The sequence below is a fragment of the Klebsiella sp. 4_1_44FAA genome (assembly GCF_000238715.1).
Lineage (GTDB): Bacteria > Pseudomonadota > Gammaproteobacteria > Enterobacterales > Enterobacteriaceae > Klebsiella > Klebsiella pneumoniae.
In genome coordinates this window covers 493,996-506,658 of record NZ_JH414799.1, presented here as the reverse complement: position 1 = coordinate 506,658, position 12,663 = coordinate 493,996, and the positions used below count along the sequence as shown (strand labels likewise).

The 12,663-nt window shown below is 55.7% G+C and carries 12 protein-coding genes and 1 pseudogene; 10 read left to right on the top strand and 3 right to left on the bottom strand.

The window, feature by feature from the left end; translation table 11 throughout:
• Nucleotides 1-62: 62 nt before the first annotated feature.
• From dcuC to uspG, 4 genes are all read left to right on the top strand, one after another.
• On the top strand, nt 63-1,436 hold the full coding sequence (dcuC, locus tag HMPREF1024_RS18070) for an anaerobic C4-dicarboxylate transporter DcuC (RefSeq protein ID WP_004142371.1): 1,374 nt from the start codon (nt 63-65) through the stop codon (nt 1,434-1,436).
• A gap of 92 nt (nt 1,437-1,528) precedes the next feature.
• Nucleotides 1,529-2,326, top strand: a complete 798-nt coding sequence (rna, locus tag HMPREF1024_RS18075) for a ribonuclease I (RefSeq protein ID WP_009308178.1) — start codon at nt 1,529-1,531, stop codon at nt 2,324-2,326.
• Nucleotides 2,327-2,504: 178 nt separating this feature from the next.
• Nucleotides 2,505-2,915 carry a nucleoside diphosphate kinase regulator gene (gene rnk / locus HMPREF1024_RS18080; RefSeq protein WP_002894404.1) on the top strand — a complete coding sequence of 137 codons (411 nt, stop codon included), beginning with the start codon at nt 2,505-2,507 and terminating at the stop codon, nt 2,913-2,915.
• Nucleotides 2,916-3,101: 186 nt separating this feature from the next.
• Nucleotides 3,102-3,530: a universal stress protein UspG gene (gene uspG / locus HMPREF1024_RS18085; protein ID WP_002894401.1), complete on the top strand. Its 429-nt coding sequence runs from the start codon at nt 3,102-3,104 to the stop codon at nt 3,528-3,530.
• Nucleotides 3,531-3,606: 76 nt separating this feature from the next.
• On the opposite strand, the gene ahpF is transcribed toward uspG, so the two are convergent.
• Both ahpF and ahpC read right to left on the bottom strand, forming a co-directional pair.
• On the bottom strand, nt 3,607-5,172 hold the full coding sequence (ahpF, locus tag HMPREF1024_RS18090; protein WP_002894398.1) for an alkyl hydroperoxide reductase subunit F: 1,566 nt from the start codon (nt 5,170-5,172) through the stop codon (nt 3,607-3,609).
• Nucleotides 5,173-5,359: 187 nt separating this feature from the next.
• Nucleotides 5,360-5,923 carry an alkyl hydroperoxide reductase subunit C gene (ahpC, locus tag HMPREF1024_RS18095; RefSeq protein ID WP_002894394.1) on the bottom strand — a complete coding sequence of 188 codons (564 nt, stop codon included), beginning with the start codon at nt 5,921-5,923 and terminating at the stop codon, nt 5,360-5,362.
• 411 nt (nt 5,924-6,334) lie between these two features.
• On the opposite strand from ahpC, the gene dsbG reads away from it, so the two are divergent.
• The 4 genes and pseudogenes from dsbG (at nt 6,335) to HMPREF1024_RS0126070 (ending at nt 10,143) form a co-directional block, all read left to right on the top strand.
• Nucleotides 6,335-7,084 (top strand): thiol:disulfide interchange protein DsbG, encoded by a 750-nt coding sequence (gene dsbG / locus HMPREF1024_RS18100; RefSeq protein WP_009308177.1) that lies wholly within the window; start codon nt 6,335-6,337, stop codon nt 7,082-7,084.
• 180 nt (nt 7,085-7,264) lie between these two features.
• Entirely contained in the window at nt 7,265-8,197 is a 933-nt protein-coding gene (locus tag HMPREF1024_RS18105; protein WP_002894372.1) for a LysR family transcriptional regulator, read from the top strand.
• Nucleotides 8,198-8,307: 110 nt separating this feature from the next.
• A complete protein-coding gene (locus HMPREF1024_RS18110) occupies nt 8,308-9,531 on the top strand; it encodes a phosphoadenosine phosphosulfate reductase (RefSeq protein ID WP_002894369.1) in 1,224 nt (407 codons plus the stop codon).
• Nucleotides 9,516-10,143, top strand: a pseudogene (locus tag HMPREF1024_RS0126070) (IbrB-like domain-containing protein). Before HMPREF1024_RS18110 ends, HMPREF1024_RS0126070 begins: the two are co-directional and overlap by 16 nt.
• Here HMPREF1024_RS0126070 and HMPREF1024_RS18115 read toward each other — a convergent pair.
• Nucleotides 10,144-11,289, bottom strand: coding sequence for a pyridoxal phosphate-dependent aminotransferase (locus HMPREF1024_RS18115; RefSeq protein WP_020802207.1), 1,146 nt, complete (start codon nt 11,287-11,289; stop codon nt 10,144-10,146).
• Between the two features lie 141 nt (nt 11,290-11,430).
• Here HMPREF1024_RS18115 and mtnC point away from each other — a divergent pair, with 141 nt between their 5' ends.
• Nucleotides 11,431-12,120, top strand: coding sequence for an acireductone synthase (mtnC, locus tag HMPREF1024_RS18120; protein ID WP_004179015.1), 690 nt, complete (start codon nt 11,431-11,433; stop codon nt 12,118-12,120).
• A complete protein-coding gene (locus HMPREF1024_RS18125; RefSeq protein WP_002894357.1) occupies nt 12,117-12,659 on the top strand; it encodes a 1,2-dihydroxy-3-keto-5-methylthiopentene dioxygenase in 543 nt (180 codons plus the stop codon). Before mtnC ends, HMPREF1024_RS18125 begins: the two co-directional genes overlap by 4 nt.
• Nucleotides 12,660-12,663: the final 4 nt, after the last annotated feature.

Here is a 12,663-nt window from a genome sequence, read left to right as displayed (position 1 = left end):
CGCACATTAAAATTTGGTGTGGTGCTTTTTAGCTACATATTCTTTGGGTTTAGGGGTAATAAATGCTGACGTTTATTGAGATCCTGATAGGGATCGTGGTCATTGTGGGCGTAGCCCGCTATATCATTAAAGGCTACTCGGCCACCGGGGTGCTGTTCGTCGGAGGCTTAATCTTACTGATCGTCAGCGCCCTGCTGGGACATAAAGTGTTACCGGGTAATACCGCGAGCACCGGCTATTCCGCTACCGATATTATTGAATACATTAAGATTCTACTCATGAGCCGCGGCGGCGATTTGGGTATGATGATCATGATGCTGTGCGGCTTCGCCACCTATATGACCCATATTGGCGCTAATGATATGGTGGTCAAATTAGCGTCGAAGCCGTTGCGCTATATTAATTCGCCCTATCTGCTGATGATTGCCGCCTATTTTGTCGCCTGCCTGATGTCGCTGGCCGTCTCCTCCGCGACCGGCCTTGGCGTACTACTGATGGCGACGCTGTTCCCGGTAATGGTGAACGTCGGTATCAGCCGCGGGGCCGCCGCCGCCATCTGCGCCTCACCGGCGGCGATTATCCTCTCGCCAACCTCGGGTGACGTCGTCCTGGCGGCCAAAGCCGCTGAAATGCCGCTGATCGACTTTGCTTTTAAAACCACGCTGCCGATCTCCATCGCGGCCATTATCTGCATGGCAATCGCCCACTTTTTCTGGCAGCGCTATCTTGATAAAAAAGAACACATTTCTCACGAGATGCTCGATGTCAACGACATCACCACCACCGCCCCGGCGCTGTATGCCATTCTGCCGTTTACCCCGATCATCGGCGTGCTGATCTTTGACGGTAAATGGGGGCCGGAGCTGCACATTATCACCATCCTCGTTGGCTGCATGCTGCTGGCGGCGATCCTCGAGTTCCTGCGCGGTTTCAACACCAAAAACGTCTTTAGCGGGCTGGAAGTCGCCTACCGTGGAATGGCCGACGCCTTCGCCGGCGTAGTGATGCTGTTGGTTGCCGCCGGCGTCTTTGCCCAGGGGTTAAGCACTATCGGCTTTATCAACGGTCTGATCTCAATCGCCACCTCCTTCGGCTCGGCCAGCATTATTCTGATGCTGGTGCTGGTGATCCTGACCATGCTGGCGGCGATGACCACCGGTTCCGGTAATGCCCCGTTCTACGCCTTCGTTGAGATGATCCCCAAGCTGGCGCACTCCTCCGGCATCAATCCGGCCTACCTGTCGATTCCGATGCTGCAGGCTTCTAACCTCGGCCGCACGATATCGCCCGTCTCCGGGGTGGTGGTCGCCGTTGCCGGGATGGCGAAGATTTCCCCATTCGAAGTGGTCAAGCGCACCTCAGTGCCGGTGCTCGTTGGCCTGCTGGTGGTGATCGTTGCTACTGAAATCCTGGTGCCCGGCAGCGCGCTCCACTAATGGTCTAACCACGCGAAAAGGCGCCAGCGGGCGCCTTTTTTATGCTTTAATAACTCCCCGTTATCTTTTGCCATCCATAATCAGGAATAAAAATGTTCAGGAAGGATTTCGCCGCGATTGCCCTTGTGCTTACCGCCACTCAGGCCGGTGCTGAACCGCTCACCGCGACGCGATACGCTGATTTTGACCGCTACGTCCTTGCCCTCTCCTGGCAAACCGGATTCTGTCAGAGCATGTATGACCGCAATCGCAACGAACCGGAAGAGTGTCGCCTGCAGCAGGACACCGCGAATAAAGCCGACTTTCTGACCGTGCATGGCCTGTGGCCCGGGCTGCCAAAGTCCATTGCCGCGCGCGGAGTGGATGAACGTCGCTGGATGCGCTACGGCTGCGCCACGCGTCCGGTACCCAACATGCCGGAGGTAAAAGCGAACCGCAAATGCCAGGCGGCGGAGACCGGACTGTCGCTGGAGATGGCCAATAAACTTAATAATGTGATGCCGGGATCGGGCGGCACCTCCTGTCTGGAACGCTACGAATATGCCAAACATGGCGTCTGCTTCGGCTTCGATCCCGACAGCTACTTTGGCGCCATGGTGCGACTAAACGGTGAAATTAAGCGCAGCCCGGTGGGGGATTTTCTCGCGAAGCACTATGGCCAAACGGTCAGCCGCGCCGACTTCGACGCCGCCGTGGCCCGCGCCTGGGGTCCGCAGAGCGTGAAGGCGTTTAAGCTAACCTGCAACGGTAATCCGGCCTATCTGACGGAGATGCAAATCTCGCTCAACACCGCGACCATCAACGCCCCGCTGGCCACTTCCGCTTTTCTGCCCCAGCCTCACCCGGGTAACTGCGGCGCACAGTTTATCCTCGATAAGGTTGGCCACTAGCGTAAAGCGGGATGCTGATTGGAAAACACCGTCCGCCGGATGGTGTTGCACGCTGAATGTGCGTTTCATCACTTCAAACTGCCGGCAACTCTCAGTATGATGGTAGGACCTTAACCCTTGCCCCTTTCGGCGAGGGTTTTCTTTTACGGACAGGTTCCTGGATAACATGGAGTATGCAATGACCAGACCCGCAATCATCATTAATGAACTGGATGCCGAACGTATCGACAGGCTGCTGGAGCAGCCGGCTTTCGCCAACTCACCGGTTGCCGATGCCCTGAATGAGGAACTCGACCGCGCGCAAATGCTGGCCCCGGAAGCGATGCCGCATGATGTCGTCACCATGAATAGCAGGGTAAAATTCCGCGATTTAACCAGCGGCGAAGAGCGCGTGCGGACGCTGGTGTTTCCGTCACAGGTGACCGACAGCGCCAGCCAGCTCTCCGTCCTCGCGCCGGTGGGCGCCGCGCTGCTGGGCCTGAAAGTCGGCAGCACCATTCACTGGGAGCTGCCGGGCGGCGCATCGACGCACCTGGAAGTGCTGGAGCTATTGTACCAGCCGGAAGCCGCTGGCGAATTCCACCGCTAATCCCGCTGCCTGAGGCGTTTCGCGCTTTATTCAGAGGATGTCCGCACATCCTCTTTCTGCTGTTTTCCCGCCGCTTACCCTTTTTTACGCTTTGCGCCTGCCTGGCTGACAGTTTTGCGACCTGAATGACACAATATCCGCATATAATATGTTGATATAGACGCAAACGAACAAGGAGGATTGCATATGTATAAGACTATCATTATGCCGGTTGATGTCTTTGAGATGGCGCTGAGCGATAAAGCCGTCCGGCACGCGGAGTTTCTGGCCCAGCAGGACGGGGTGATCCATCTGCTCCACGTCTTACCGGGTTCCGCGAGCTTTACCATGAGCCGTTTTACCGCCGACCTGCGGCGGTTTGAGGAACATCTGCAGCATGAGGCGGAGACTCGCCTGCAGACGATGGTCAGCCACTTCAGCATTGACCCGTCTCGTATCAAGCTACATGTCCGTTTTGGCAGCGTGCGCGATATGGTCAACGAGCTGGCCAGCGAAATTAACGCCGACGTGGTAGTTATTGGCTCACGCAATCCCTCCATCAGTACCCACCTGCTCGGCTCCAATGCCTCGAGCGTGATCCGCCATGCCCATATCCCGGTAATGGTCGTCAGGTAAGAATGACGAAAAGAGTATAAAAAAAGAGGCTACCCCTGGGTAGCCTCTTTGTTATGCAGGTCTATTGTCTGACTTGTTATGCGGTTTTCGTGCGGATCAGGTAGTCGAAAGCGCTCAGCGACGCTTTTGCCCCTTCCCCTGCCGCGATAATAATCTGTTTGTACGGCACGGTGGTGCAATCGCCCGCGGCGAACACGCCTTTGACGTTGGTTTCGCACTTCGCATCGATGATGATCTCACCCATGCGGTTGCGCTCAACGGCGCCTTCCAGCCAGGTGGTGTTAGGCAGCAGGCCAATCTGGACGAAGATCCCCGCCAGCGCGATATGATGCTCATCGCCGCTCACCCGGTCACGATACTGCAGGCCGGTGACTTTGCTGCCATCGCCTTTCACTTCCGTGGTCTGCGCATTAAGAATGATGTCGACATTCTTCAGGCTGCGGACTTTATCCTGCAACACCTGGTCGGCTTTCATCTCTGGGGCAAACTCCAGCAGGGTCACATGCTCTACGACGCCCGCCAGGTCAATGGCGGCTTCCACGCCGGAGTTCCCGCCGCCGATTACCGCTACGCGTTTGCCCTTAAACAGCGGACCATCGCAGTGAGGGCAGTAGGTCACGCCCTTGGTGCGATACTGATCTTCGCCCGGCACGTTCATATTGCGCCATTTCGCCCCGGTGGCGATGATGACGCTACGCGCCTTGAGCACCGCGCCGGAGGCGGTTTCGATCTGATGCAGGCCGCCCTCTGTCGCCGCCGGCGTCAGTTTGGTCGCGCTCTGGGAGTCGATCACGTCGACGTTATAGTCATTGACGTGCGCTTTCAGCGCGCCTGCCAGCTTCTGGCCTTCGGTTTTCGGCACCGAAATATAGTTTTCGATATCCACGGTATCCAGCACCTGGCCGCCGAAGCGTTCGCCCATCAGGCCGGTACGAATCCCTTTACGTGCAGAGTAGACCGCCGCCGCCGCGCCGGACGGGCCGGAGCCAACGATCAGTACATCGTAAGCGTCACGCTGATTCAGCTCTTCCGCTGCGCGTTTTTCCGCACCGGTATCCACTTTGGCGACGATTTCAGTCAGCGTCATCCGTCCCTGACCAAACTCCTGACCGTTCATGAACACCGCTGGCACGCCCATGACGTTACGCTCGGTGATCTCATTCTGGAAGGTCCCGCCGTCAATCGCCGTGTGTTTGATGCGCGGGTTGAGCACCGCCATCAGGTTCAGGGCCTGGACCACGTCCGGGCAGTTATGACAGGAGAGCGAATAGTAGGTTTCGAATTCGAAATCGCCATCAATATCACGGATCTGCTCCAGCAGCGACTGGGCCTCTTTCGACGGATGACCGCCGGTCCACAGCAGCGCCAGCACCAGCGAGGTAAACTCGTGGCCCAGCGGCGAGCCCGCAAAACGCGGCCCCTGGTCGGAACCTGGGTTAGTAATCAGGAACGAGGGCTTACGTACCGCGAGCGTGTTGTCTTCTTTAAAGGTGACTTTGTCTGACAGTTCAGCGATTTCAGCCAACAGTTCCTTGATTTCTGCCGATTTAGCGCTGTCATCCAGCGTGGCAATCAGCTCAACAGGCTTGGTCAGCTTCTCAAGGTAGGCCTTGAGCTGGGTTTTCATGTTGGTGTCGAGCATTGTTATCTCCTGGGCTTAAAACATCATCATGCAAGCGGCCTCGTCAGGCTGCCTGAATGCGCTTGCATCATGGTGTTGGAATAAAATGGGCGCGAAAGCGCCCATTGATTGCCGGGTGGCACGCCGTTTACCCGGCCTACGATCTTGTAGGCCCGTGCAAGCGTAGCGCCGGCGGGCACAAACAGACTTAGATCTTACCAACCAGATCTAAAGAAGGAGCCAGCGTCGCTTCGCCTTCTTTCCATTTCGCCGGGCAGACTTCGCCTGGGTGAGAAGCAACGTACTGCGCCGCTTTGATTTTACGCAGCAGGTCAGACGCATCACGGCCGATACCTTCAGCGGTAACTTCGATCGCCTGGATGATACCCTGCGGGTCAACGACGAAGGTAGCGCGGTCAGCCAGACCTTCATCTTCACGCATGTTGTCGAAGTTACGGGTCAGGGCGCCAGTCGGGTCGCCGATCATCGCATATTTGATTTTGGCGATGGTTTCAGAGCTGCTGTGCCACGCTTTGTGGGTGAAGTGGGTATCGGTAGACACAGAGTAAACGTCTACGCCCAGCTTCTGCAGTTCTTCGTAATGGTCAGCCACGTCGCCCAGTTCGGTCGGGCAGACGAAGGTGAAGTCAGCCGGATAGAAGAAGAAGACGCTCCAGCGGCCTTCGGTGTCTTTCTCGGTGACTTCGATGAATTCACCATTTTTGAATGCCTGGTTTTTGAACGGTTTGATTTTGGTGTTAATTAAGGACATCTATACTTCCTCCGTGTTTTCGTTGAGGTCTAAGTTAACGAATTTTTCCTGACCCGACCAATGCGTTTACATTATCGAATCAATAAGCGTTATCTAACAACCGGAACAAGACAACTCTGTGAACCTGTCGACGCGTTCAGCGCTAATCGCTGTTTTTCGCATCATTTGCCGCGACAAAAGTAAAAAGGCCACCTTTTCAGGCGGCCCCGTTACCTGAAATACCCGAGGGTAGGTTCAGCGCCAGTCAGACTGGCTATGTGTTGCGCTCTACATTACCTTAATGTAACAGCATCCAGGATTACATCACCCACGCCAGCAAAGGGCAATCCGTCATTCTGCTGATCTTGCCTATGACTGTGATAGGTTCGACAATCGTTTTGCCCTTTCCTGCTGATTTTACAAGGAATACTTATGTTAAAGCGTCTGCTGTTACTCAGCCTTTTGCCGTTATGCAGCCATGCGGAGGAACTCCCCGCTCCGGTAAAAGCGATTGAAAAACAGGGCATTACCATTATAAAACCCTTTGAGGCGCCGGGGGGAATGAAAGGCTGGCTGGGCAAATACCAGGACATGGGGGTCGCCATCTACCTAACGCCGGATGGTAAACACGCGATCTCCGGCTATATGTATGATGAGAACGGCAGCAACCTCAGCGAGCAGCTGTTTCAGAAAGAACTCTATACCCCGGCGGGACAAGAGATGTGGAAGAAGATGGCCAGCGCCCACTGGCTGCAGGATGGTCGCAAGGACGCCCCTATCGTGCTGTATGTCTTTGCCGATCCCTTCTGTCCCTACTGCAAGCAGTTCTGGCAGCAATCCCGCCCCTGGGTAGAGGCCGGTAAAGTGCAGATCCGCACTCTGCTGGTGGGGGTGATCAAGCCGGAGAGCCCGGCCACCGCCGCGGCGATTCTCGCCAGCAGCGATCCGGCGAAAACCTGGCATGATTACGAGCAATCGAATGGGAAAATGGCTCTGACGATCCCGAAAGTTATTCCGCCGGAGAAAATGAAAATGCTCAACGTCAACCAGCAGCTGATGGACGATCTGGGAGCCAACGTGACGCCGGCGATTTATTATATGAATAAAGATAATATGCTGCAGCAGGTGGTCGGCCTACCGGATAAAGAGAAACTGCATATTATGATGGGTGAAAAAGAGTAATTCCATCCCGCAATGGCGCCTGGCGGAAGCGACCGCTGGCGCCACCGTCGACGATAAGATATATTAAGCAGAACTTAACTGTATTTGCCAATAGTTAAATTCACACCGCAAATATTAAGCCACAAAACATTATCATTAAGAATATTATAATCCGCACCGGTAATAAACAGGACTGCATTAATGGCAAATCTTTACGATCTGAAAAAGTTCGATTTGAATTTATTGGTTATTTTCGAATGTATCTATCAACATTTGAGCATCAGCAAAGCGGCGGCGATGTTATTTATCACCCCCTCAGCGGTGAGTCAGTCGTTGCAGCGTCTGCGCCAGCAGTTAAACGATCCGCTATTTGTTCGTGTTGGCAAAGGAATGACGCCCACCACCGCCTGCGTCAATCTTCATTATCATCTACAGCAAAATCTGGAGCAGCTGGAAAAAACCATCAATCTAAATAATCGCTCAGAACTGCGTAAACGTATTGTGATATATGGCCCCCCGCTGTTCTGTTCAGTCAATAGCCACGTTATGATTAACCAGCTCTGTCATCAGGCGAACTTGCAAATTGAGCACCATAACCTGACCACCACCGAATCGGCTGAGGAGCTGCTGGCGTATCGCCAGGCGGACCTGGTGTTCACCCGCATGCCCATTACCAACCGCGCCACGATCTGTCAGCCCTATCAGACGGTGCAGACGCTGGCGGTTTGCCGGGCGGGCCATCCGCGACGCGAAACGCTTACCTCGGTAGAGTCACTGGCACAGGAGTTTTTCACTCACTATATTACCAACGATCCCGTTATTCAGCGCGTGCAGCAAAGCAGCATCGCCTGGCTGAATCCGCGCAATATTGCCTTTCGCAGCGACTCTTTTATGACCATTCTTAACATGATTAATAAAACCGACTTAATTGGCTTTTTGCCTTCCTATTTATATGACTTTATCTCACCCACTATGCAGCTTCACGCCATCAACATAGATAATCTTTTTCCGGATATCACGATCTACATTAATTACCACCATGCATCTTCGCAAAATCATTTTTTAACTGAATTAATCACCATATTAATGAATGATCGAGAGGCATCACGGCCCAAATTTAATCACAGCGAATAACGCCCTTCTGTTCCCCCGCTGCCAGAAACAATAATCGACCATTAATTTCCTACCCCTCATCGTTTATACTGAGCTAACGGGAATTTTCTACTATTAAAGGATTAATGGTCATGTCGTTTATTAAATATCCCTTACCGGAATCGGTGCTGCAAGCAACTGAGCAGCGGATCCAGTGGGTCATGGATAATTTTTCGCGCATCTGTGTCTCTTTTTCCGGGGGAAAAGACTCCACCGTTATGCTGCATTTAACCGCCCAGGCGGCGCGGTTACAGGGGAAAAAAATCTGCGTGTTGTTTATTGACTGGGAAGCGCAGTTCTCCTGCACCATCGCCCACTGTGAAAAACTGCGTGCGCTGTATGCGGATGTCATCGAAACCTTTTACTGGGTCGCCCTGCCGCTCACCACCCAAAATGCCCTGACGCAGTATAAGCCGCAATGGCAATGCTGGGAGCCCGGAACCGAGTGGGTACGCCAGCCGCCGCCCTGGGCCATTACCCACCCGGGCTATTTTTCATTTTATCAACCCGGAATGAGCTTTGAAGCCTTCGTCAGCCACTTCGCCGAGTGGTTTTCGCAGCGTCGTCCCGCCGCCGTGCTGGTGGGCATTCGCGCCGACGAATCGCTAAATCGCTTTATGACGATTTCTTCACAGCGTAAACAGCGCTTCGCCGACGATAAACCATGGACCACTTCAGCGCCGGGCGGCCATGCCTGGTACATCTACCCGCTCTATGACTGGAAAACCGCCGATATCTGGACCTGGTTTGCCAAAAGCGGCGAGCCCTATAACCCGTTGTACGATCTGATGTATCAGGCCGGGGTGCCGCTGCGCTATATGCGCATTTGCGAACCGTTTGGTCCCGAGCAGCGCCAGGGGCTGTGGCTGTATCACGTGCTGGAACCTGAGCGCTGGGCCGCGATGTGCCAGCGAGTGAGCGGCGCGCACAGCGGCGGGGTCTATGCCGGGCATGATAATCAGTTCTACGGTCATCGGAAAATCGACAAGCCCGACCACCTGACGTGGAAAAGCTACGCCCTGTTCCTGCTCGACAGCATGCCGGAAACCACCGCCGAGCACTACCGCAATAAAATCGCCGTCTACCTGCGCTGGTACCAGAAAAAAGGTATGGAGGATATTCCGGATACCCAACCTGCGGACATTGGCACCAAAGATATCCCATCCTGGCGGCGAGTCTGCAAAGTACTGCTCAATAACGATTACTGGTGCCGTCAGCTTTCGTTTAGCCCAACCAAAAGCAGCCACTATCAGCGCTACCGTAAACGCATGGAAAAACATCGCCAACAATGGGGGATATTATGCAACAACAACTGACGCAGGCGCTGGAAGCTTACCTGCAAAAGCTGGATGACGAGGCGCGCATTGAGGCTATCAACGCGTTTCGCCAGGTGCTCCACCACTACAGCCCCTTCCGCTCGCAGCCCGTCGACTGCGTGCTGTGGGTCAAACAGGAGCTGGTCGCCCCCAACGATTACAACCCGAATAACGTGGCGCCGCCGGAGAAGCGTCTGCTGCAAACGTCGCTGGAGGCCGACGGCTTTACCCAGCCGGTCGTCGTCATCCAGCAACGCCCACAGGCGTATACGATTGTCGATGGTTTTCACCGCCATGAGCTGGCCTGCAGCAAAGCCGTGCTAGAAAAAAACGCTAAAAGGCTATTTGCCGGTGACCTGCCTGACGAGTGATGCTGCCTCGCGTGACGGGCTGATGGCAGCGACCATACGCCATAACCGGGCGCGCGGTCGCCACCAAATCCACGCCATGTCAGAGATCGTCCGCGAGCTGACCCGGCTCGGCTGGACGCCGCAGAAAATCGGCAAAGAGCTGGGGATGGATGCCGATGAAGTGCTGCGTCTGAAGCAAATTAGCGGCCTGACAGAAATGTTCGCCGGCCGCCAGTTCTCCCAGGCGTGGACGATTAAGTAACTACAGCTGGCACAAACGCGCCGCCGCAGCCAGCAGAGTCGCCGGCTGTTTGGCGAAGCACAAGCGGATCAGCTTGTGCGGGAACGGATCGGCGCAGAAGACGGAGAGCGGGATCGCCGCCACGCCGATCTCAGTGGTCAACCAGCGGCAGAAGCTGACATCGTCAAGATCGGAGATGGCGCTGTAGTCCGCCAGCAGGAAATAGGTCCCTTCACAGGGCAGGATTTCCAGCCGGCTTGGGCGCAGCGCTTCAATAAACAGATCGCGACGTTCCCGATAAAACGCCGGCAGCTCACGATAATGCTCCGGCGCTTCGCGCAGCATGTCGGCGATCGCCAGCTGCGCCGGGGTATTCACCGAGAAGGTCAGATACTGGTGCACCTTGCGCAGTTCGGCGCTGATGGCCGCCGGGGCCACGCAGTAGCCGACCTTCCAGCCGGTCATATGAAAGGTTTTGCCAAACGAAGAGACCGCCACCGCCCGCTCGCGCAGCTGTGGATGCGCCAGTACGCTGGCGTGGCCGCCCTCAGCAAAGCAGATATGCTCATAGACTTCATCGCTCAGGACATAGATCTCGCGTTCGGCGATCGCCTGCCACAGGGCGGCAAAATCCTCGCGCTGCCAGACGGTGGCCGAAGGGTTGTGCGGGGTGTTGAGGATCACCAGCCGGGTTTTCTCGCTCAGGGCGGCGGCAAATTGCCGCCAGTCGACGCGAAAATGCGGCGGCTGCAGCGCAATACGACGTAACTCGCCGCCGGCCAGCGCCACCGCGGGGGCGTAGCTGTCATAGCTGGGATCGAAACAGATCACCTCGTCGCCGCGGCGCACCAGGGCGGTGATCGCCGCATACAGGGCCTCCGTCGCGCCGGCGGTGACCGTGATCTCGCTGTTAACGTCGGGCTGGTAACCATACAGCTCCGCCGTCTTCCCGGCGATCGCCTCGCGCAGCGCCGGCACGCCGGTCATCGGGGCGTACTGATTCGCCCCCTGCGCCACGTGGTACGCCAGACGCTCCTGAAGATAGCGCGGGCCGTCAAAATCGGGAAAGCCCTGGGACAGGTTTATGGCCTGATGCTGCTGGGCCAGGGCGCTCATCTGGGTAAAAATCGTGGTGCCGAGCGCAGGAAGTTTACTCTCTGGAATCAAGGGGTTATTGTTCATTCTTTTTATACCGATTGTAATGCTGTTGTTGAAGCCACTATAACACGATGTTAATATTTGGCAATCAAGACGCTTAGACGTCTAAATGCTAATGTTATTCCACGCTACGCCCACTCTGGAGAAACCATGATCCGCGCCATCGTGACCGACATAGAAGGCACCACCAGCGATATCCGCTTCGTGCATAACGTGCTGTTCCCCTACGCCCGCGAACGACTGGCCGGCTTTGTGACCGCTCAGCAGCACGCTGAACCGGTTAAAACCATTCTCGACAACCTGCGCCGCGAAACAGACGCCCCCGCCGCCAGCACCGCCGACCTTATCACTACCCTCTTCGCCTTTATGGATGAAGACCGTAAATCCACGGCGCTGAAGGCGCTGCAGGGGATCATCTGGCGCGACGGCTATCTCAACGGCGACTTTACCGGCCATCTCTACCCGGACGTACTGCCGGCGCTGGAGCAATGGAAAGCGCAGGGTATTGATCTGTATGTATATTCCTCAGGCTCGGTGGCTGCGCAGAAATTGTTATTTGGCTACAGCGATGAAGGTGATATTACTCATCTGTTCACGGGCTATTTCGATACCCTGGTAGGCGCCAAACGTGAGGTGCAGTCCTACCGTAACATTGCTGAACACCTGGGCCATGCCCCTGGCACCATCCTGTTTCTGTCGGATATCCATCAGGAACTTGATGCCGCCGAGGCCGCGGGTTTGCGCACTGTGCAGCTGGTTCGCGGCGACCGCGACCCGGCGAGCCATCACCCTCAGGTTCAGCGTTTTGACGACATTCATCCGGAGCAGATCCCAGCATGAGCGCATTAACTCTTTTTTCCGTGACCGATCCGCAAACGCCGGTCTGGCACAGCACCGACGCCAAAGCGATTCAGGATCAACTTAACGCCAAAGGCGTCCGTTTCGAGCGCTGGCAGGCCGACCGCGACCTCGGCGCAAATCCCAGCCCGGAAACGGTGATTGCCGCCTATCAGCACGCGATTGATAAACTGGTCGCCGAAAAGGGCTACCAGAGCTGGGACGTCATCAGCCTGCGCGCCGATAACCCGCAAAAAGAGGCGCTGCGGGAAAAGTTCCTGAACGAGCACACCCATGGCGAAGACGAGGTGCGGTTTTTTGTCGAGGGCGCTGGCCTGTTTTGCCTGCACATTGGCGACGAGGTGTTCCAGGTGCTGTGCGAAAAGAACGATCTGATTTCGGTTCCCGCCCACACTCCGCACTGGTTTGATATGGGTTCAGAACCGAACTTCACCGCCATCCGCATTTTTGATAACCCGGAAGGCTGGATCGCTCAGTTTACCGGCGACGATATCGCCAGCGCCTACCCGCGGCTGGCGTAACGTC

Excerpts from the sequence above, each read along its gene's own strand:
- dcuC (WP_004142371.1), top strand. The coding sequence starts at position 63 with ATGCTGACGTTTATTGAGATCCTGATAGGGATCGTGGTCATTGTGGGC.
- rna (WP_009308178.1), top strand. The coding sequence starts at position 1,529 with ATGTTCAGGAAGGATTTCGCCGCGATTGCCCTTGTGCTTACCGCCACT.
- rnk (WP_002894404.1), top strand. The coding sequence starts at position 2,505 with ATGACCAGACCCGCAATCATCATTAATGAACTGGATGCCGAACGTATC.
- uspG (WP_002894401.1), top strand. The coding sequence starts at position 3,102 with ATGTATAAGACTATCATTATGCCGGTTGATGTCTTTGAGATGGCGCTG.
- ahpF (WP_002894398.1), bottom strand. The coding sequence starts at position 5,172 with ATGCTCGACACCAACATGAAAACCCAGCTCAAGGCCTACCTTGAGAAG.
- ahpC (WP_002894394.1), bottom strand. The coding sequence starts at position 5,923 with ATGTCCTTAATTAACACCAAAATCAAACCGTTCAAAAACCAGGCATTC.
- dsbG (WP_009308177.1), top strand. The coding sequence starts at position 6,335 with ATGTTAAAGCGTCTGCTGTTACTCAGCCTTTTGCCGTTATGCAGCCAT.
- HMPREF1024_RS18105 (WP_002894372.1), top strand. The coding sequence starts at position 7,265 with ATGGCAAATCTTTACGATCTGAAAAAGTTCGATTTGAATTTATTGGTT.
- HMPREF1024_RS18110 (WP_002894369.1), top strand. The coding sequence starts at position 8,308 with ATGTCGTTTATTAAATATCCCTTACCGGAATCGGTGCTGCAAGCAACT.
- mtnC (WP_004179015.1), top strand. The coding sequence starts at position 11,431 with ATGATCCGCGCCATCGTGACCGACATAGAAGGCACCACCAGCGATATC.
- HMPREF1024_RS18125 (WP_002894357.1), top strand. The coding sequence starts at position 12,117 with ATGAGCGCATTAACTCTTTTTTCCGTGACCGATCCGCAAACGCCGGTC.